Here is a 20223-nt window from a genome sequence, read left to right as displayed (position 1 = left end):
CCACCTGTTTTTGTGAGAACCGACCGCATGTACAAACTTGAAGTCCAAGACCTGCATAAACGCTATGGCAGTCATGAAGTGCTCAAAGGCGTGTCCCTGGCCGCCGCGGCCGGTGATGTGATCAGCATCATCGGTTCCAGTGGTTCGGGCAAAAGTACCTTTTTGCGCTGCATCAACCTGCTGGAGCAACCCCACGCCGGCAAGATTCTGCTCAATAACGAAGAGCTGAAACTGGTGGCCAACAAGGACGGCGCCATGAAGGCCGCCGACCCGAAACAGCTGCAGCGCATGCGTTCGCGCCTGTCCATGGTGTTCCAGCATTTCAACCTGTGGTCGCACATGACTGCGCTTGAAAACGTGATGGAAGCGCCGGTGCACGTGCTGGGCATGTCGAAAAAAGACGCGCGTGAAAAGGCCGAGCACTACCTGGCCAAAGTTGGTGTGGGCCATCGTAAGGATGCGTTCCCCGGCCACATGTCCGGCGGCGAGCAGCAGCGCGTGGCCATCGCCCGCGCCCTGGCAATGGAGCCGGAGGTGATGCTGTTCGACGAGCCGACCTCGGCCCTCGACCCGGAGCTGGTCGGCGAAGTGCTCAAGGTGATGCAGGACCTGGCCCAGGAAGGCCGCACCATGGTGGTGGTGACCCACGAAATGGGCTTTGCCCGTGAAGTCTCGAACCAGTTGGTGTTTTTGCACAAAGGCATCGTCGAAGAACGTGGCAACCCGCGTGAAGTGCTGGTGAACCCGCAGTCCGAGCGGTTGCAGCAGTTTCTTTCCGGTAGCTTGAAATAATCAAGACTGCTTTTGTGCACTCAAATAGTGCATATTTCGCAGCCTTGAGGTCGCCTCGTTCCCTGTGGGAGCTGGCTTGCCTGCGATAGCGATATATCAGTAACCAGTGTGGCAACTGACCCACCGCCATCGCAGGCAAGCCAGCTCCCACATTGGTTCTCCATATGTTTTGAGATTTGTGTTCGTTTACCGGCTAGCATTGGCCCTTGTCTTCATTACTGTTACTCGCTTCGGATAGCCCCTAAATGACCGCCCATAAAATTGGTTTCCTAATTTGGCCCAGCACAAAAGCACTCACGCTTGCGCTGGCTGAGGAGGCTTTGCGCGTTGCTCAGCGGGTGCATCCGGACGTGGTGTACGAACTGTCGTTCTTGCAGGCCGAGCCGCGCACCGAAGGTGCCTGGCAATTACCGGGCGAACCGTGGGCCGGCAAGCTTGAAGGCTTTCAGAAGCTGTTCCTGCTGGCGGACGAACCACCTACCGTCATTGCGTCCCAACTCAGTACTGCACTCAAGCAGTTGGTGCGCGCCGGGTGCGTGATCGGCGGGTTGTCGGCCGGTGTGTATCCCTTGGCTCAGTTGGGTCTGCTCGACGGCTACCGCGCCGCCGTGCACTGGCGCTGGCAGGACGACTTCGCCGAGCGCTTCCCCAAGGTAATCGCCACCAGCCATCTGTTTGACTGGGACCGCGACCGCCTGACCGCCTGTGGCGGCATGTCGGTACTCGATCTGCTGCTGGCGGTGTTGGCCCGTGATCACGGCGCCGAACTGGCCGGTGCGGTCTCCGAAGAACTGGTGGTGGAGCGCATTCGCGAAGGCGGCGAGCGCCAGCGCATCCCACTGCAAAACCGCCTGGGTTCCAGCCATCCGAAGCTGACCCAGGCCGTGCTGCTGATGGAAGCCAATATCGAAGAGCCGCTGACCACCGACGAAATCGCCCAGCATGTGTGCGTGTCACGACGACAACTCGAGCGCATCTTCAAGCAATACCTCAACCGCGTTCCCAGCCAGTATTACCTGGAACTGCGCCTGAACAAGGCCCGCCAGATGCTGATGCAAACCAGCAAGTCGATCATCCAGATCGGCCTGTCGTGCGGCTTCTCCTCGGGGCCGCACTTCTCCAGCGCTTACCGCAACTTCTTTGGCGCCACCCCGCGTGAAGACCGTAACCAGCGGCGTAGCAGCAGCCCGTTTGAATTGTCGTCGGTGCCGTCCGAGCGTGGTTGAGTGGCTTTTATTGTTCGGTTTCTTCTTCTGATACGTCGGTTGACGACGTTGGGCTGAGTTGCGCGCGCTGCCTGACCTCCGGGATGCCAAAGTCCACTGCGGTGCGGTTGTAATACGGCACCAGCAGGGTGATCGTTTCAGGCGAGAACGTGTTGCCGCCCAGAACGAAACCATCGGCCCTGTCCGGCGCCACCTCAAGCAGGTCAGTGGGAAGTTCGGTTATCCGGTTGTTTCTCAGGTCCAGTTGATCGAGGGATGGCAGGTTGAACGTCCCGTTGGGTACCTCGGTAAGGTCGGCATTTTCGATGATCAGGGTGGATAACCCGGACATCTTGCTGACGTCGGGCGTGATTCCCAGGGGGTTACCACTGAGGTCCAGGTACTCAAGGTTTTGCAGGTCGCTCAAGGCGTCGGCGCTGGTTGCGGTCAACCGCATACGGCTATGGGACAGGATCAGTGTCTTGAGTTTGGTCAGCTTGAACACATCGGCAGGAATGTCCGGCAGGGCATAACGATGAATATGCAGGGTTTCCAGGTTGGGAAAACGCACAAGAAAGCCTTCGGGAATTGAGGTGGCTTGCTCTGCGCTCAACTCCAGTTTCGACACATGTTTAAAGTCCATATTCAGCACCGGTAAATCGCCGAGTAAAGGCAGTTTCAGCGCCATTTCATGATCGGTGGTCGGCGGCTCCTGGCTTGAATCCAGACCGGTCTCCCGTCGCCAGCTTTCCTCCAGCAAGGCCTTGAGCTGGTGGCGAAGCAGTTGCTGTTGCGCTCGTACGCCTTCGTCCATGGGCGTGTCTATGAACGGGTACCGTTCAGGTATATCCAATGCCCACTCCTGCAAGTCTGTTTGCAGTCGCTCGTAGTCGGTTTTCAAGCGCAGGAGTGCGGGCATTGAGTCATTCAGCTCACCGGGCAACCTGAAGATAAAATTATTCGCCTCGTCCTCAGTGAAGGTGGGGTAAAGCTCATGAACCAAGCGACGCTCGAATGGGTTGGCGTCTGCGCCGAAGTGTTCGCCGGTTCTCTGGCAGTAACGTTTGATCTTTTCCAGGGTGGCGCGTGAAAGGGGGTTGCCCGACAAATCAAACGCTCTAGCCCGTTCGGCGGGCAGGCTGAACAGCGCGTCGGGTAGCCTGCTCAGGTAGTTGCCGCTGAGGTCGGCGCTCGTGAGCTGAGGGCGATTGATCAGGTGTTCGGGGAATAGCGAAATATGCGTCTGGCTAAGGTTCAGCGTCTGCAACTCAGGCATTTGCCCAAGGTTGGGAGAAAGTGACAGCTGGTAGTTGCGGGAAAGGTCCAGGCTTCTCAATTGGCTCAAAGTGGCAAGCTGTGCACGGCTTTGTGTGGTCAGGTTAAGGTTGCAATTGCTCAGCGTCAGCCGATTGAGCTGGGTGCGCGCCATGACCTCGGGAGGCAGTGTGTTGAGTGCTATGTCGCTGATATCCAGCGTGCGCAGGTTGGGGAAGTGGGCCAAAAAGGCGGGTACGCCTTGGGTGGTGGGATAACCCTTCAATCTCAGGTTGCAGATGTGGTCGAAGTTGGCACTGATGGTGGGCAGTTCGCTTTGCAAGGGGGCGTCGAGGTGCAGTTGGCGGCCAAGAGAAAACTCGCTGTCCTCCGGGGTCTCGTGCCGCCAGGCACGGAGCAATTGGTGGGTCCAGATCCAGCGATTAAGTTTCTCTTCGGCAACGGTTGAGGAGAAAAGCGGTACTTCGGTGTTGAGGAAGGTTTGAGAGAGGTTGGAGCGCCAGGTCGCGAGGTCGGTTTCCAGTCGTGAAAATTCAGCCTTCAAATAATGAAGCGTCTGTAAGGGCGAGCCAGGGTGGCTTCGCATGGCGTTCAGTACATGGTCCACTTCTGCTGGGGCGAGGCGGGGATACAGTTCGTGTACTAACAGCGCCTCAAGGTTATTTGTGTTGCCAGGGGCACTCGCGTCGTAACCCTCCATGCCGCCTGGCAAGCGCATCAGCTTGGGGTCGTAAAAGGGCTTGCGCACTGGCGCAGTTGCCAGCAGCTCCCCCAGCGGCTCACGGGCCAGCGCGTACTGGCGCAAGGTCTGTTTCAGCAGTGGGCCTTGGCCAATGTGGATACCCAGCGCGTCGCGTTGCGCGTCGGGCAGTGCCTGGAGCACAGCGGTATAGAGGTCGGTTTCGCCGAATAGGGTGCCCTTGCCGTCTTCGGGAACGTAACCGCCATCAATGGCGCGCACCAAGGTGCGTTGGATCGGTGCCTGCAGCGGGCCGATGGTGTCCCGTACCGTACCGGTGCGGCTGAAGTCGCGCACTTCCAGGCGTACCTGCGGCGACCACCCCGGCAGCTTTTCCAGGGAATGCAACGCGAGTTGTTCTGTGTCGTTGCTTTCCAGGGCATCCATGTACAACCCTTCATACGCTCGACTGATCCTGACCTGATGCGCAGCCCAGCGTGCGCGCTCCACCAGGTGGGGTGGCAGACTACCTTGATCCATGGCCAACAGGTCTTGGCCGCTGGCGCCGAACAGCACCTCGTGCGCCGCACTGGTGGGCAGGCCGGGCGCACTGTCGATGATTTTTTGCAGGCGCGGGTCATCGGTGGTTTCCAGCCCTCGGTAGCGGGAGTCAAACAATGAAGCGCGCTTGGCCTGGGCTTGGCGTGCCAGCTGTTTACGCAATTTGGCCGCGCGCACGTGCAGTTGGGTGGCGGGGGTGCCGAATTCTTCCTCAAGCAGGATTTTGCGTTCTGATTCGTCCAGGGTTTCCAGCAGCGTTTTGAGAAAATCACCATTTTTCATCTGGGCTTCATGTATCTGCGCCACCGCCGAGTTTTCCTGGCCTTTATGCTCCCAGACGGTCTCACCTTTCGCGTTGAGAAAGCGCAAGGTCTTGGACTCGGGCCACAGGCCGGTCTGACTCAACAGCCAAAGCTGGGTTTGCGGGTCGGCTTTTTGATACTGCGCAGGGTCGTCACTGTTCATCTGGTCGATAAAGTCTTGCAGTTGCTGATCAATGGCGACGCGCTTGAGGGTGTCGGCCAATAGTGGAGGCGGTGGTTGGCGGTCCATATGCAGCTTGCGCAGGGCGGCATCGTCGGCGCCGCTGATGCGATGCGCCCATTCCAGGCGCGTCTCACTGAGTGTGTCAGCCGGTGGGCCGAGTCGACGCAGCAAGGTGCTGCGATCCCAGGTCAGCGGGCGATCTGTTGCTGTCAGCCAGGCGCCCTTGCCGTTGCTGATGATTTGCGGGCGGTAAGCGTGCGCGCGGGTAGGGTGGGCAAGGAAAGTGTTACCCAATTTCTTCTTGATGGAGAAGTGTTGTCCATTGAGTGTCAGGATCTGTTTATCCGCATGGGCATATAGCCCTTCGTGATTGGGGCGTGACTCGGGCGGTAGTTGAATGTCATGGGTGTAGGGCGCCAGGTCGGGCTTCCACAGGCGGGTCTTGCCGTCAGTTGTGACCGGGGTGAGCCGCTCAAAAAAGCGCCACAGTTCGTTGGGCAGTGCCTGTCGCAGCAAACCTTCGGCAATCGGTGCGCCGACTGCGAACATACCCAGTTGCACCATTTGCTCGAGGATCGACATCAGGTGCCCGAAGGCTTCACGCTTGAGGCCCTCAGCCCAATCGATGATGCCCTCGAATACGTCGTCGAGCAGTTGGTAAGCGGTGTAGCCCAGCATCAGCGCGCCCAGTGGTGGAAGGAAAGGGGTCACGATGAAGGCGGCGACTTCGAGAATGGCGTTAGCAACCTTCTGCACAATGTCCCAGCGTTGCCAGCGTGCCTTGCTGTCGGCGTCTGCGGTGGAGATGGCGGTTACCCGAGCGTCATTGAGCAGCTTGTCGAGCTTGGTCTCGTACAGGTGTTCGTAAAGATCACCGGTGATTTTCGTTGCATAGAATTGCAGGTTCGGGTTGACCACCGGTTCGTCGCGCCAGGCGGGGCGTGAGTCGCCGGGCTGCGGCGAGTGCCAGACGACTTTGGATAGCCGGCTGTTGAGGTCTGCAAAGAAGTAGCCGCGGTATTCTTGGTTGACGAAGCGGCTGAAAAACGCCTGGTAGTCGGCGTCGCGCAGCTTGTCGGCCAGGTCGCGCATGAATGCTGTGCCGTCGGGGTAATACTTGAGGGGCGCCAGTGGGTCGCCGGGAATGTACGCCACTATGGGGACTGCGCTTCGGTGCTGCTCCAGGTCGGCGGCGAACAGCACTATGCCGGTCAGCGGTGCGCCCATCAGGCTCAGGTCGTGGTTGAGCAGTACCTTGCCCTGGAGTGTCAAGCCTCTGAGGCCGTCGAGCTGCGCCTGGAGTGTGCGCAGCGTCGATTCGCTCGCGTCTTTTTTCAGGCGCGCCATGTGCACGCAGGTTTGCGCCTCGGCTTTGAGATTGGCGATCACCTTGCTGCGCAGCGATGCCTGCAGCGTGGCGTTCTGGAAGCCGAAAAAGCCTTTGAGGTAGCGTTGGTACTGCGCGCCGATGTCCAGCTCGCGGCACAGTCCGACGAATTGCGCGATGCTGATTTTTTCGGTCACAGCGGGCAGGGTGTCGAATTGCCCAGCGGCTGAGGGTTGGGTGATGAAGGTGGAGTCGGTGGTGTAAGCGGCTTTTTCGCCTTCGGCGGCGTCGAAATTGTGCAGCGCTGCATCCACCAGCGACACGGTCCAGGCCTTGACGCCTCCCAAGTCCACAGGGAACAGCGGAACCGTCACGGGGGCGTAAAGGCGCAGGTAAGTGGCGGTGACATCCAGCTCAATGCCAAAGCGGGAAGTAAGACCCTGTTGCAGCAAGGGTGCCGCGAACGCTTGGGGCGCTTGCAGCGCTGCCAGGGCGGTGTCGAGCTGGTTTTGCGTGGCCCAGCTCTCGGCCATGGCTTGCTGGAGGGGGGCTTGTTGCTGGCGGCGGGTGTCGGCCTGCCAATCGGCAAACTCAAGCCGGGTGTTTTTCAAAGTCTCGCGCCGCGCGCTTGAGGCGTTGCCCAGCCATTGCGGCAGGCGGGTGTGAGCCCCGGCGGGCACCCTGCTGGCGGTGAGTGTCAGGTGTTGGGTGAGCGTGGTTTGAGTCAGGGGAGGCACGTGGCTGATCCTTCAGTGGGTTGAGTCACCGTCATCACAGCAAGTCTGATTGGCGTACAGGGGGCAGATAGTTAATACAACCTTCGAAATCAGCAGGCGATGCCCCTGCCTCTCAAACGATGCAACGTTTAAACTGCGCCATTGCGACGCTATTTGTCGCATTGGCGTAAACCCGCCAAAAACGCGGGTTGGCGCTATAAGAAGTTGTCGCTTGGCGGCAAGGCCGCGCTGAAAACTGTCCTTACAATCCCTGCATCGCCCGCCAGTTCCAGGCAGGCGTTCCTCTTCAGGAGACTCCGATGTCCGTTGAGCAAGCCCCGGTGCAACGTGCCGATTTCGACCAGGTGATGGTGCCCAACTACGCACCTGCCGCCTTCATTCCCGTGCGTGGCGCAGGTTCGCGCGTTTGGGACCAGGCCGGTCGCGAGCTGATCGACTTTGCCGGCGGCATCGCGGTTAACGTATTGGGCCATGCCCACCCGGCGCTGGTCGGTGCACTGACCGAACAGGCCAACAAGCTGTGGCACGTCTCCAACGTGTTCACCAATGAGCCGGCTCTGCGCCTGGCCCATAAGCTGATCGACGCCACCTTTGCCGAGCGCGTGTTCTTCTGCAACTCCGGCGCCGAGGCCAACGAGGCCGCATTCAAGCTGGCCCGTCGCGTTGCGTTCGACCGTTTCGGCACCGAGAAGTACGAGATCATCGCCGCGTTGAACAGCTTCCACGGCCGTACTCTGTTCACCGTCAACGTCGGTGGCCAGTCCAAGTACTCCGATGGGTTCGGGCCTAAAATCACCGGCATTACCCACGTGCCTTATAACGACCTGGACGCGCTCAAAGCGGCCGTGTCGGATAAAACTTGCGCCGTGGTGCTGGAGCCGATCCAGGGCGAAGGCGGCGTATTGCCAGCCGAACTGGCTTACCTGCAAGGCGCCCGCGAACTGTGCGACGCCAATAATGCGCTGCTGGTGTTCGACGAAGTGCAAACCGGCATGGGCCGCAGCGGCCACCTGTTCGCCTACCAGCATTACGGCGTGACGCCGGACATCCTCACCAGCGCCAAGAGCCTGGGCGGTGGTTTCCCGATCGCAGCCATGCTGACCCGTGAAGACCTGGCCAAGCACCTGGTGGTCGGCACCCACGGCACTACTTACGGCGGCAACCCGCTGGCCTGTGCGGTCGCCGAGGCGGTGATCGACGTGATCAACACCCCAGAAGTACTGGCCGGTGTGAACGCCAAGCACGACCTGTTCAAGGCGCGTCTTACGCAGATCGGCAAGCAATACGGGATCTTCACCGAAGTGCGCGGCATGGGCCTGCTGATTGGTTGCGTGCTGAGCGACGCGTTCAAAGGCCGTGCCAAGGACGTGTTCAACGCGGCCGAAAAAGAAAACCTGATGATCCTGCAAGCCGGCCCGGACGTGGTGCGTTTCGCCCCAAGCCTGGTGGTGGAAGAGGCGGATATCAACGAAGGCCTGGACCGCTTCGAGCGTGCTGTGAAGACGTTGACGCAAGCTTGATGGACCGCTTGGCGCCTGGTGATCCGGGCGTCGAACAAAAATTCTAAAGGCCGGACCGGATCAAATGTGGGAGCCGCTTGTGTGGCGAGGGAGCTTGCTCCCGCTGGAGTGCGAAGCGCTCCCAAAATCTTGGGGCCGCTACGCAGCCCAGCGGGAGCAAGCTCCCTCGCCACACAAGCCCTCTCTGATTGAAAACCTGTCCGGCATTTTTCCCCCTATGAGTTTTTCGAGTTAAGGAGTGACACCATGCTGGTGATGCGCCCCGCGCAAATGGCTGATCTGGGCGAGGTACAGCGTCTGGCTGCGGATAGCCCGATTGGTGTCACCTCCTTGCCGGACGATGTGGAACGCTTGAGCGATAAAATCGCTGCCAGCGAAGCGTCTTTCGCGGCCGAGGTGAGTTTCAACGGTGAAGAAAGCTATTTCTTCGTGCTCGAAGACACTGAGACCGGCAAGCTCGCCGGCTGCTCGGCCATCGTCGCGTCGGCCGGTTACTCCGAACCGTTCTACAGCTTTCGTAACGAGACCTTCGTGCACGCTTCCCGCGAGCTGAAGATCCACAACAAGATCCACGTGCTTTCCCAGTGCCATGACCTCACTGGCAACAGCCTGCTCACCAGTTTCTACGTGCAGCCTGCGCTGGTTGGTTCGCCGTGGTCGGAACTCAATTCCCGTGGCCGCTTGCTGTTCGTGGCCAGCCACCCCGAGCGCTTTGCCGACTCGGTGGTGACCGAGATTGTCGGCTACAGCGACGAGAACGGTGATTCGCCGTTCTGGGACGCCATCGGTCGCAACTTCTTCGACCTCAATTACGCCGCCGCCGAGCGCCTGTGCGGGCTTAAAAGCCGCACCTTCCTCGCCGAGCTGATGCCGCATTACCCGATCTACGTGCCGCTGTTGCCGGATGAAGCCCAGGAAGCCATGGGCCAGGTGCACCCGCGTGCGCAAATCACCTTCGACATCCTCATGCGCGAAGGTTTTGAGACCGACCACTACATCGACATCTTCGACGGCGGCCCAACGTTGCACGCACGGGTTTCGGGCATTCGCTCGATCGCCCAGAGCCGCGTGGTGCCGGTAAAAATCGGCGAGATGGCCAAAGGTGTCGGCCGCCAGTACCTGGTGAGCAACGCGCAGTTGCAGGATTACCGCGCGGTGATGCTGGAACTGGACTACGCGCCCGGCAAGCCGGTGACCCTGGACCTGGAAGCGGCTGAAGCCCTGGGCGTTGGCGAAGGCGCAAGTGTGCGTCTGGTAGCGGTTTAAAAAGAGAGTTTCGCGGGTGGCTGCAAAGCGGCCCGTCTGAGGAGATAGCATGATCGTTCGTCCCGTACGCAGCAGCGATTTACCGGCCCTGATTGATCTGGCGCGCAGCACCGGCACCGGCCTCACCACCTTGCCGGCCAACGAGGAGCGCCTGACTCATCGAGTTGGCTGGGCGGAAAAAACCTTTCGCGGTGAAGCCGGGCGGGGTGATGCCGACTACCTGTTCGTGCTGGAAAACGACGAAGGCCGTGTGGTGGGCATTTCTGCCATTGCCGGTGCCGTCGGCCTGCGTGAGCCTTGGTACAACTTCCGGGTCGGCCTCACGGTCAGCGCTTCCCAGGAGCTGAACATTTACCGCGAGATTCCGACGCTGTTCCTGGCTAACGACCTTACCGGCAATTCCGAGTTGTGCTCGTTGTTCCTGCACGCCGATTACCGCACCGGCCTCAACGGCCGCATGCTGGCCAAGGCGCGCCTGCTGTTTATCGCCGAGTTCCCGCAACTGTTCGGCAACAAGATCATTGCCGAGATGCGTGGCGTGTCCAACGACGCCGGGCGCTCACCGTTCTGGGAAAGCCTGGGCCGGCACTTCTTCAAGATGGAGTTCAGCCAGGCCGATTACCTCACCGGCGTGGGCAACAAGGCGTTTATCGCCGAGCTGATGCCGAAGTTTCCGCTGTACAGCTGCTTCTTGTCTGAAGACGCGCGTAATGTGATCGGCAAGGTCCACCCGGACACCGAGCCTGCATTGAGCATGCTCAAGAGTGAGGGCTTCAGCTACCAGGGTTATGTCGATATCTTCGACGCCGGCCCGGCGGTGGAATGTGAAACCAGCAAAATCCGTGCGGTGCGCGACAGCCAGTCGCTGGTGTTGGCCATCGGCACGCCGGGGGACGACGCTACGCCGTTCCTGATCCATAACCGCAAGCGCGAGGAGTGCCGCATTACTGCCGCTCCGGCCCGGCTGGCGGCAGGCACGTTGGTGGTCGATCCGCAAACCGCCAAACGCCTGCAACTGGTGGTGGGTGATCAAGTGCGCGCTGTTGCGTTGTCTGCTGCTCGGGAGTCGAAATAATGAATTCGCTGTATATCGCAGGTAGCTGGCTGGCCGGCCAGGGTGAGCTGTTTGAGTCGCGCAACCCGGTGACCCAGCAGGTGCTGTGGACTGGTAATGGCGCCACTGCCGAGCAGGTCGAGTCGGCCGTGCAGGCGGCGCGTCAGGCATTTCCAGGCTGGGCTCGCCGCCCGCTGGAAGAACGCATCAGCGTGCTGGAAACCTTTGCCGCCGCGCTGAAAACGCGCGCCGATGAAATCGCTCGCTGCATCGGCGAGGAAACCGGCAAGCCGCTGTGGGAATCGGCCACCGAAGTCACCAGCATGGCCAACAAGATTGCCATCTCGGTGCAAAGCTACCGCGAACGTACCGGCGAAAAGAGCGGCCCGTTGGGCGACGCCACGGCCGTATTGCGCCACAAGCCCCACGGTGTGGTGGCGGTGTTCGGCCCGTACAACTTCCCGGGCCATTTGCCGAACGGGCATATCGTCCCGGCATTGCTGGCGGGTAACACGGTGTTGTTCAAACCGAGCGAACTGACCCCCAAAGTCGCCGAGCTGACCGTGCAATGCTGGGTTGAAGCCGGTTTGCCGGCGGGCGTGTTGAACCTGCTGCAAGGTGCGCGGGAAACCGGTATCGCCCTGGCGGCCAACCCTGGCATTGACGGGTTGTTCTTCACTGGCTCCAGCCGCACCGGCAACCATCTGCACCAGCAGTTCTCCGGGCGCCCGGACAAGATCCTGGCCCTGGAAATGGGTGGCAACAACCCATTGGTGGTCGATGAAGTGGCCGATGTGGATGCGGCGGTCTACACCATTATTCAGTCGGCATTCATTTCGGCTGGCCAGCGCTGCACGTGCGCCCGGCGTTTGCTGGTGCCCGAAGGCGCCTGGGGCGATGCCTTGCTGGCGCGTCTGGTGGCGGTCAGTGCGACGATTGAAGTCGGTGCATTCGACCAGCAGCCGGCACCGTTCATGGGGTCGGTGATTTCCCTCGGCGCGGCCAAAGCCTTGATGGATGCCCAGGAGTGGATGCTGGCCAATGGCGCGGTGGCGCTGTTGGAAATGACTCAGCCGCAGGCTCAGGCCGCCTTGCTGACCCCAGGCATCATTGATGTAACCGGCGTGACCGAGCGTGAGGATGAAGAGCTGTTCGGCCCATTGCTGCAAGTGATCCGCTACGCTGATTTTGCCGGGGCGATTGCCGAGGCCAACAACACTCAATATGGCTTGGCTGCGGGTCTGTTGTCGGACTCCGAAGCGCGCTACCAGCAGTTCTGGCTGGAAAGCCGCGCCGGTATCGTCAACTGGAACAAACAGCTGACCGGCGCTGCCAGTACCGCACCGTTCGGTGGTGTGGGTGCTTCGGGCAACCATCGCGCCAGTGCGTATTACGCGGCGGATTATTGCGCGTACCCGGTGGCGTCGCTGGAGACCCCGAGTTTGGTATTGCCAGCGACACTGACGCCAGGGGTAACGCTGATCTAAATGTGGGAGCTGGCTTGCCTGCGATGCAGGCGCCTCGGTTTTTCAGTAAAACCGAGGTGATGCCATCGCAGGCAAGCCAGCTCCCACACAAGGTCAGTGGTGTGTTCAAGTAACTTGATGCCTATAAAAACAGATGTTCGTGGAGCCTCGCCGATGAAATCCTGTGAAGTCAATTTTGACGGTCTAGTGGGGCCGACCCATAACTACGGCGGTTTGTCCTATGGCAACGTCGCGTCCCAGAGCAACAGCCAGCAGTCTTCGAACCCCAAGGTTGCGGCGTTGCAGGGCCTGCAGAAAATGAAAGCCCTGATGGACATGGGCTTTGTGCAAGGCGTGCTGGCGCCGCAAGAGCGCCCGGATGTGGCCGCCTTGCGCAGCCTCGGTTTCAGCGGCACTGACGCCCAAGTGATCCAGCAGGCCGCCAAGCAGGCGATGCCATTGCTGGTGGCCAGCTGCTCGGCGTCGAGCATGTGGGTGGCCAACGCCGCCACAGTCAGCCCGAGTGCCGATACGGCGGATGGCCGCGTGCACTTCACCGCCGCCAACCTCAACTGCAAATACCACCGCAGCATCGAGCACCCGACCACCAGCCGTGTGCTGGGGGCGATGTTTGCCGACCAGAAGCACTTTGCCCACCACGCCGCGTTGCCGGCGGTGGCGCAGTTCGGCGATGAGGGCGCGGCCAACCACACGCGTTTTTGCCGTGACTATGGCGAGGCCGGGGTTGAGTTTTTCGTGTTCGGGCGCAGTGCGTTCGACACCCGTTACCCGGCGCCGCAAAAATACCCGGCGCGCCAGACCCTTGAAGCTTCCCAGGCGGTTGCGCGCCTGCACGGCTTGAAAGATGACGGCGTGGTGTACGGCCAGCAGAACCCGGCGGTAATCGATGCCGGTGTGTTCCACAATGACGTGATCGCGGTGGGCAACGGCGAGGTGTTGTTTTACCACGAGGACGCGTTCCTCAATACCGAGCAGATGCTCGCCGAACTGCAAGGCAAGTTGGGCAAGCTGGGTGGCAACTTCCAGTCGGTGTGTGTGCCACGCGCCGAGGTCAGCGTCGAGGACGCGGTGCGTTCCTACCTGTTCAACAGCCAGTTGCTGACCCGCGCCGACGGCTCGATGCTGCTGATCGTGCCGGAAGAATGCCGCGCCAACGAGCGCGTCTGGCAGTACCTGCAAGGCCTGACGGCCTCCGGTGGGCTGATCCGCGAAGTCAAGGTCTTCGACCTCAAGCAAAGCATGCAGAACGGCGGTGGCCCGGCGTGCCTGCGCTTGCGCGTGGCCTTGAATGAATCGGAACTGGCGGCGGTGAACCCAGGCGTTATCATGACCGCGCCGTTGTACGAAACGCTGACCCAATGGGTCGACAAGCACTACCGCGACAGCCTGCGTGAAAGCGACCTGGCTGACCCGCAATTGCTGCTTGAGTGCCGGACGGCACTGGATGAACTGACGCAAATCCTTAAACTGGGCTCGGTTTATCCTTTCCAGATCAATTAAATCTGCCTCTTTTTACACCCTATGCTGAGAACAATTTATGACCACCGACACCCTCAAACTGATCCTTGAAGACACCGACGGCACCCAGTTGGAAACCTCCTGCACCCGCGTCGCCGTGGTGTGGCAGGGCAAGGAAATCTGGATCCAGCACGATGGCCGTGGCCAACTGCTGATCGGCGTGGACGTGGAAGAAGGTGACGCTGAATACGCCAACCTGCTGATGCGCCCACTGGCCACCAACCTGATGAGCCTGCAATTGGAAATGGAACCGGCCGACGTTGAAGGCGATGACGACGATCACGTTCACGGTCCTGGCTGCAACCACTAAGGAAGCTGCTTATGCTCGCCCTCGGCAAACTGCTTGAACTGACCCTCGCCGGTCGCGAACCGGCGCAAAAAATTCAACTGACTGTCGACGGCGTGCAGATGCGCTGGCTCAGCGAAGGCGCGCTTGAAGTGCGCCCTCCGCAGGCCTTGGACAACGGCGGCGACCTGCTGTTGTCGTCCGGCATCCATGGCAACGAAACCGCGCCGATCGAATTGCTCGACCGCCTGTTGCATGGCATTGCCCGTGGGGAGATCAAACCCCGCAATCGTATTCTGTTCCTGTTCGGCAACCCCGAGGCCATGCGCCGCGGCGAGCGTTACCTTGAGCTGGACGTCAACCGGCTGTTCAACGGCCGTCACGAACAAAACATCGGCCCGGAGGCCATGCGCGCCGCCGAGCTTGAGCAACTGGCTCGCAGCTTCTTCAGCCTGCCGGGCCGTTCGCGCCTGCATTACGACCTGCACACGGCCATTCGCGGCTCGAAGATCGAGCAGTTCGCGCTGTACCCGTTCAAGGACGGGCGCCAACATTCGCGCCACGAGCTGGCGCGCCTGAACGCTGCCGGTATGCAGGCGGTGTTGTTGCAGAACAAAACCTCGATCACGTTCACCGCGTTCACCTACGAGCAACTCGACGCCGAAGCCTTCACCCTGGAATTGGGCAAGGCCCGACCGTTCGGGCAGAACCAGGGCGTGGATGTGTCACGCCTGGAGACACGGTTGAAGCAGATCATCGAAGGTGATGAGCCCGAAACCGAGAGCCTCGATGGCCTGCAACTGTTTGCCGTCTCTCGCGAAGTGATCAAGCACAGTGATGCCTTCCTGCTGCACCTGCCGGCGGATGTAGAAAACTTTTCGCCATTGGCCAAGGGCTACCTGTTGGCCGAAGACGTGGCCAAGACCCGCTGGGTGATCGAGGAGGAGGGCGCGCGCATCATCTTCCCGAACCCGAAGGTCAAGAATGGTTTGCGGGCGGGGATATTGATCGTGCCGACCACGGATGCTGGCCTGATATAGGTCCCAAGACAGCCGCGGTCAAATGTGGGAGCTGGCTTGCCTGCGATGGCGGAGGCACAGGCAACAGTGATGTTGACTGACCTGCCGCTATCGCAGGCAAGCCAGCTCCCACACAAGCAAGCGCCCACAAAAAACCCGGCTCTGAGGCCGGGTTTTGTGTTGTTGCTTAAACGGCTACAGCACGCGGCTCGCTGCGACGGATCGCACGCACCTTGTGCAGCGTGTCGGCGCACGTGCGCGCGGCTTCCTGGCCCTTGTGCACGAAGTGCTCGTAGAAGAAGGTGTGGTGCTCGCTGCCCGCGTGGAAGTGGTGCGGGGTCAGGGACACGGAGAATACCGGCACTTCGGTTTCCAGCTGAACCTGCATCAGGCCGCTGACCACCGATTGGGCGACGAATTCGTGGCGGTAGATGCCACCGTCCACCACCAATGCCGCGGCAACGATACCGGCGTAACGGCCGGTCTTGGCCAGCAGCTTGGCGTGCAGGGGCATTTCGAAGGCGCCGCCGACTTCGAAGAAATCGATGTCCGATTCCTGGTAGCCCTGGGCGATCATTTCGGCGAGGAAGCCTTTGCGCGATTGGTCGACAATATCCTTGTGCCAGCAGGCCTGGATAAACGCGACGCGCTCGCCGTGGTGGTTTTTGCTTTTGCTGTCGATTGCGGTGGGTTGCATGTTCTGACTCCTGTTTAAGAAAAAAACAGGGCGTTATGAATCGAATGGGATTTCAAGGGTACGAACAGCGGCATCATGCAGGCATGAGTTCATCGCGCGGCCCTTGGGTGCCAATCCCGTTCTCTCTTCATCCGGACTATGACCGTCGGCCCCGGGATCACACCGGGTCTGCTGACCTTGTCGCCGTCCTGCGTGAGCAGTTCAAGGCGCCAAGCGCTCGCGGGCTATGCACATTGCGTGCAATTACCGCCGGTGGGGAATTACACCCCGCCCTGAGAACGTTGCCGCCAGAACCCTGGCGGCGGAGAGTTTTTAACATGCTTTTTCAGAAACTGCACGATCGCCGTATCGATAACCTATATCGGTTTGTTTGGTTGGTATTCGATTGAATGCACGTGGGGCTTGATATTGCGTGGCTTTGCCCGCAGTAATCGTCAATACGACAACCCTATTCAGAGGCCCCCGGATGACCGTCATAGACCTGCGCAGCGACACCGTGACCCAACCCACCGCCGGCATGCTCGACGCGATGGCCACTGCCGTCAGCGGTGATGACGTCTACGGCGAAGACCCGAGCGTCAACCATCTGGAAGCCGAACTGGCCAAGCGCCTGGGCTTCGCTGCCGCGCTGTTCGTGCCCACCGGCACCATGAGCAACCTGCTTGCCTTGATGGCCCACTGTGAGCGTGGCGAGGAATACATCGTCGGCCAGCAGGCCCACACCTACAAATACGAAGGCGGTGGCGCGGCGGTGCTTGGCTCGATCCAGCCGCAGCCGTTGGAGGTGCAAGCCGACGGTTCGCTGGACCTGGACCACGTACTGGCGGCGATCAAGCCCGATGATTTCCACTTCGCCCGCACCCGCCTGTTGGCGTTGGAAAACACCATGCAGGGCAAAGTGCTGCCGCTGGCGTACCTGGCGAAAGCGCGGGCGTTTACCCGTGAACATGGCCTGGCCTTGCACTTGGACGGCGCGCGACTCTACAACGCGGCGGTGAAGCTCGGTGTGGATGCGCGGGAGATTGCCCAGCATTTCGACTCGGTGTCGGTGTGCCTGTCCAAAGGCCTCGGCGCGCCGATCGGCTCGGTGCTGTGCGGCTCCACCGCGCTGATCGCCAAGGCGCGGCGCCTGCGCAAGATGGTCGGTGGCGGCATGCGCCAGGCCGGCTCGCTGGCGGCGGCGGGCTTGTATGCCCTGGATCATCAGGTCCAGCGCTTGGCGGATGACCACGCCAACGCCCAATGGCTGGGCGATGCACTGCGCGAAGCAGGCTTTGAAGTGGAGCCGGTGCAAACCAACATGGTGTACGTGCAGATTGGCGATCAGGCCCAGGCGCTGAAGGCCTTTGCCGCCGAACGCGGGATCAAGTTGAGCGCCGCGCCGCGTCTGCGCATGGTCACTCACCTGGATGTCAGCCGAGTGCAGATGGAGCAGGTGGTGCAGACATTTGTCGAGTTTTCCCGAAAATGATCGTGCAGACCGTCTAATTGACTGTTTCTATCGCATAAACACGCTGTACCACCGGCAAAGGGCCGATATAATGCGGCCCTTTGCCGTCGCTCCGTCTGATGATGTTGCGCACTGGCCTTTGGCCGCAGACTCCGTGGAAGAACCTAATGAAAAGCGCAGAAATCCGTGAAGCCTTCCTTCGCTTCTTCGAAGAGCAAGGCCACACCCGTGTAGCCTCCAGCTCCTTGATCCCAGGCAATGACCCAACCCTGCTGTTCACCAACGCGGGGATGAACCAGTTCAAGGACTGCTTCCTGGGCCAGGAAAAGCGCGCTTACACCCGCGCCACCAGCAGCCAGAAGTGCGTACGCGCCGGCGGCAAGAACAGCGACCTGGAAAACGTTGGCTATACCGCTCGCCACCACACCTTCTTCGAGATGCTGGGTAACTTCAGCTTCGGCGACTATTTCAAGAAAGATGCGATTACCTTCGCCTGGACCTTCCTGACCGGCGTGTTGAAGCTGCCCAAGGAAAAGCTCTGGGTCACGGTCTACGCGACCGACGACGAAGCCTATGACATCTGGACCCAGCAAATCGGTGTGCCCGTCGAGCGCATGATTCGCATCGGCGACAACAAGGGCGCGCCTTACGCTTCCGACAACTTCTGGACCATGGGCGATACCGGCCCGTGCGGCCCGTGCACCGAGATTTTCTATGATCACGGCGCCGACATCTGGGGCGGCCCACCGGGCTCGCCGGAAGAAGACGGCGACCGTTACATCGAGATCTGGAACAACGTTTTCATGCAGTTCAACCGCACCGCCGATGGCGTGTTGCATCCGCTGCCGGCGCCGTCGGTGGACACCGGCATGGGCCTGGAGCGGATCAGTGCGGTGATGCAGCACGTGCATTCCAACTACGAAATCGACCTGTTCACCAACCTGCTGAGCGCGTCGGCGGCCGCCATTGGCTGCGCCAATGACAACCAGTCTTCGCTCAAGGTGGTGTCGGACCACATCCGTTCGTGCGGTTTCCTGATCGCTGACGGTGTGCTGCCGTCCAACGAAGGCCGCGGCTATGTGCTGCGCCGCATCATTCGACGCGCTTGCCGTCACGGTAACAAGCTGGGCGCCACCGGCAGCTTCTTCTACAAGATCGTGGCCGCGCTGGTCGCCGAGATGGGCGATGCCTTCCCGGAACTCAAGCAGCAGCAGGCCAACATAGAGCGCGTGCTCAAGGCTGAAGAAGAGCAGTTCTCCAAGACCCTGGAGCACGGCCTGAAGATCCTCGAGCAGGACCTGGCTGAACTTAAAGGCACCGTGGTGCCGGGCGATGTAGTGTTCAAGTTGTATGACACCTACGGTTTTCCGATGGACCTGACCGCCGACATCGCCCGTGAGCGCGAGCTGACCATCGATGAGGCGGGTTTTGAGCGTGAGATGGAAGCCCAGCGCGTGCGTGCCCGTTCCGCCAGCTCCTTTGGCCTGGACTACAACACCCTGGTCAAGGTTGACGTGCCCACCGAGTTCACCGGTTACGCGGCGACCGTTGGCGCGGCCAAGATCGTGGCCATCTACAAAGATGGCAAGTCGGTCGACGTATTGAGCGAAGGCGACGAAGCGGTGGTGGTCCTCGACCAGACGCCGTTCTACGCCGAATCCGGTGGCCAGGTGGGTGACTGTGGTTTCCTGAGCTCGACCTCCGGGCGTTTTGAAGTGCGTGACACCACCAAGACCGGCGGCGCGTTCCTGCACCACGGTGTGCTGGTGTTGGGCAACCTGACGGTCGGTGCGCCGGTCGACACTCAAGTCGATGCCGACGTGCGGCATGCAACTGCTTTGAACCATTCTGCCACTCACTTGCTGCACGCTGCGTTGCGCCAAGTGCTGGGTGAGCATGTGCAGCAGAAGGGTTCGTTGGTCGATAGCCAGCGCCTGCGTTTCGACTTCAGCCACTTTGAAGCGATCAAGCCTGAGCAGATCAAGGCGCTGGAAGACATCGTCAACGCCGAGATTCGCAAGAATACCCCGGTTGAAACCGAAGAAACCGACATTGAAACCGCCAAGAAGAAAGGCGCCATGGCGCTGTTTGGCGAGAAGTACGGCGACGAAGTGCGCGTACTGAGCATGGGCGGCAGCTTCTCGGTGGAACTGTGTGGCGGTATCCACGCTAACCGTACGGGCGATATCGGCCTGTTGAAAATCATCAGCGAAGGCGGCGTGGCCTCTGGTGTACGGCGTATTGAAGCGGTCACCGGTGCTGCGGCCCTGGCTTACCTCAATGCGGCTGAAGAACAACTCAAGGAAGCGGCCGGCCTGGTCAAGGGCAGCCGCGACAACCTGATCGACAAGCTGTCGGCCGTGCTGGAGCGCAACCGCGCACTGGAAAAACAGCTGGAGCAGTTGCAAGCCAAGGCGGCGAGCGCAGCGGGCGACGATCTGTCGGCCTCCGCGCTGGACGTCAAGGGCGTGAAAGTACTGGCTGTGCGCCTGGACGGCCAGGACGGCAAGGCGCTGTTGGCCTTGGTCGATCAGTTGAAGAACAAGCTCGGCCGCGCAGTGATCCTGCTCGGCGGTGTCCATGAGGAAAAGGTCGTTCTGGTTGCCGGTGTAACCAAAGACCTGACTGGCCAACTCAAGGCTGGTGATTTGATGAAGCAAGCCGCTGCGGCAGTGGGCGGGAAGGGCGGTGGTCGTCCGGACATGGCGCAAGGCGGTGGTGTAGACGCAGGCTCCCTGGACGCGGCCCTGGCCCTGACCGTGCCGTTTGTCGAGGCCGGCATTTAAGGCACTGTTAATGAGCCCATGGTCTAGTCATGGGCTCGTTTGGGTGCTGGACGATTTGTTTATTGGGCGCCCCTTTAC

General features: G+C 60.6%; 13 protein-coding genes and 1 riboswitch. Of the genes, 11 read left to right on the top strand and 2 right to left on the bottom strand.

Features of this window, described 5'->3' with window-relative positions; all coding sequences use genetic code 11:
* The first annotated feature begins 27 nt into the window (after positions 1-27).
* Both HBO41_RS02830 and HBO41_RS02825 read left to right on the top strand, forming a co-directional pair.
* Positions 28-792 carry an ABC transporter ATP-binding protein gene (locus HBO41_RS02830; protein ID WP_003214336.1) on the top strand — a complete coding sequence of 255 codons (765 nt, stop codon included), beginning with the start codon at positions 28-30 and terminating at the stop codon, positions 790-792.
* Between the two features lie 245 nt (positions 793-1037).
* Positions 1038-2018 (top strand): GlxA family transcriptional regulator, encoded by a 981-nt coding sequence (locus tag HBO41_RS02825; RefSeq protein WP_017138427.1) that lies wholly within the window; start codon positions 1038-1040, stop codon positions 2016-2018.
* A gap of 7 nt (positions 2019-2025) precedes the next feature.
* Here the strand turns inward: HBO41_RS02825 and HBO41_RS02820 are convergent, their stop codons facing one another.
* Complete coding sequence (locus HBO41_RS02820) at positions 2026-7062, bottom strand: leucine-rich repeat domain-containing protein (protein ID WP_169985059.1); 5037 nt, start codon at positions 7060-7062, stop codon at positions 2026-2028.
* Positions 7063-7361: 299 nt separating this feature from the next.
* Between HBO41_RS02820 and HBO41_RS02815 the strand changes: the two genes are divergently transcribed.
* From HBO41_RS02815 to astE, 7 genes are all read left to right on the top strand, one after another.
* Entirely contained in the window at positions 7362-8582 is a 1221-nt protein-coding gene (locus HBO41_RS02815; protein ID WP_017138425.1) for an aspartate aminotransferase family protein, read from the top strand.
* 246 nt (positions 8583-8828) lie between these two features.
* On the top strand, positions 8829-9848 hold the full coding sequence (gene aruF, locus HBO41_RS02810; RefSeq protein ID WP_169985057.1) for an arginine/ornithine succinyltransferase subunit alpha: 1020 nt from the start codon (positions 8829-8831) through the stop codon (positions 9846-9848).
* Between the two features lie 49 nt (positions 9849-9897).
* Positions 9898-10923 carry an arginine N-succinyltransferase gene (astA, locus tag HBO41_RS02805; protein WP_017138423.1) on the top strand — a complete coding sequence of 342 codons (1026 nt, stop codon included), beginning with the start codon at positions 9898-9900 and terminating at the stop codon, positions 10921-10923.
* Positions 10920-12389: a succinylglutamate-semialdehyde dehydrogenase gene (gene astD / locus HBO41_RS02800; RefSeq protein ID WP_169985270.1), complete on the top strand. Its 1470-nt coding sequence runs from the start codon at positions 10920-10922 to the stop codon at positions 12387-12389. The genes astA and astD overlap by 4 nt, the downstream gene beginning before the upstream one ends.
* Before the next feature lie 153 nt (positions 12390-12542).
* Positions 12543-13889 carry an N-succinylarginine dihydrolase gene (gene astB / locus HBO41_RS02795; RefSeq protein WP_017138421.1) on the top strand — a complete coding sequence of 449 codons (1347 nt, stop codon included), beginning with the start codon at positions 12543-12545 and terminating at the stop codon, positions 13887-13889.
* A 37-nt stretch (positions 13890-13926) separates the two neighbouring features.
* On the top strand, positions 13927-14217 hold the full coding sequence (locus HBO41_RS02790; RefSeq protein WP_003214319.1) for a hypothetical protein: 291 nt from the start codon (positions 13927-13929) through the stop codon (positions 14215-14217).
* Between the two features lie 11 nt (positions 14218-14228).
* Entirely contained in the window at positions 14229-15233 is a 1005-nt protein-coding gene (astE, locus tag HBO41_RS02785; RefSeq protein ID WP_099548193.1) for a succinylglutamate desuccinylase, read from the top strand.
* A 166-nt stretch (positions 15234-15399) separates the two neighbouring features.
* On the opposite strand, the gene HBO41_RS02780 is transcribed toward astE, so the two are convergent.
* Positions 15400-15909, bottom strand: coding sequence for a 6,7-dimethyl-8-ribityllumazine synthase (locus tag HBO41_RS02780; RefSeq protein ID WP_003233516.1), 510 nt, complete (start codon positions 15907-15909; stop codon positions 15400-15402).
* Positions 15910-16023: 114 nt separating this feature from the next.
* Positions 16024-16193: riboswitch (FMN riboswitch) on the bottom strand.
* Positions 16194-16375: 182 nt separating this feature from the next.
* Here HBO41_RS02780 and ltaE point away from each other — a divergent pair.
* A complete protein-coding gene (gene ltaE / locus HBO41_RS02775; RefSeq protein WP_169985055.1) occupies positions 16376-17380 on the top strand; it encodes a low-specificity L-threonine aldolase in 1005 nt (334 codons plus the stop codon).
* 146 nt (positions 17381-17526) lie between these two features.
* Positions 17527-20145: an alanine--tRNA ligase gene (alaS, locus tag HBO41_RS02770; protein WP_138450939.1), complete on the top strand. Its 2619-nt coding sequence runs from the start codon at positions 17527-17529 to the stop codon at positions 20143-20145.
* Positions 20146-20223: the final 78 nt, after the last annotated feature.

It is taken from the genome of Pseudomonas sp. WS 5146, from assembly GCF_012985495.1.
GTDB lineage: Bacteria > Pseudomonadota > Gammaproteobacteria > Pseudomonadales > Pseudomonadaceae > Aquipseudomonas > Aquipseudomonas edaphica.
The sequence above is the reverse complement of the archived record's forward strand: the minus strand, read 5'-3'. Positions and strand labels throughout refer to the sequence as shown.

Coding starts and splice junctions, on each gene's coding strand:
- alaS (WP_138450939.1), top strand. CDS start 17,527: ATGAAAAGCGCAGAAATCCGTGAAGCCTTCCTTCGCTTCTTCGAAGAG.
- HBO41_RS02830 (WP_003214336.1), top strand. CDS start 28: ATGTACAAACTTGAAGTCCAAGACCTGCATAAACGCTATGGCAGTCAT.
- astB (WP_017138421.1), top strand. CDS start 12,543: ATGAAATCCTGTGAAGTCAATTTTGACGGTCTAGTGGGGCCGACCCAT.
- ltaE (WP_169985055.1), top strand. CDS start 16,376: ATGACCGTCATAGACCTGCGCAGCGACACCGTGACCCAACCCACCGCC.
- HBO41_RS02825 (WP_017138427.1), top strand. CDS start 1,038: ATGACCGCCCATAAAATTGGTTTCCTAATTTGGCCCAGCACAAAAGCA.
- aruF (WP_169985057.1), top strand. CDS start 8,829: ATGCTGGTGATGCGCCCCGCGCAAATGGCTGATCTGGGCGAGGTACAG.
- HBO41_RS02780 (WP_003233516.1), bottom strand. CDS start 15,909: ATGCAACCCACCGCAATCGACAGCAAAAGCAAAAACCACCACGGCGAG.
- astA (WP_017138423.1), top strand. CDS start 9,898: ATGATCGTTCGTCCCGTACGCAGCAGCGATTTACCGGCCCTGATTGAT.
- astE (WP_099548193.1), top strand. CDS start 14,229: ATGCTCGCCCTCGGCAAACTGCTTGAACTGACCCTCGCCGGTCGCGAA.
- HBO41_RS02815 (WP_017138425.1), top strand. CDS start 7,362: ATGTCCGTTGAGCAAGCCCCGGTGCAACGTGCCGATTTCGACCAGGTG.
- HBO41_RS02790 (WP_003214319.1), top strand. CDS start 13,927: ATGACCACCGACACCCTCAAACTGATCCTTGAAGACACCGACGGCACC.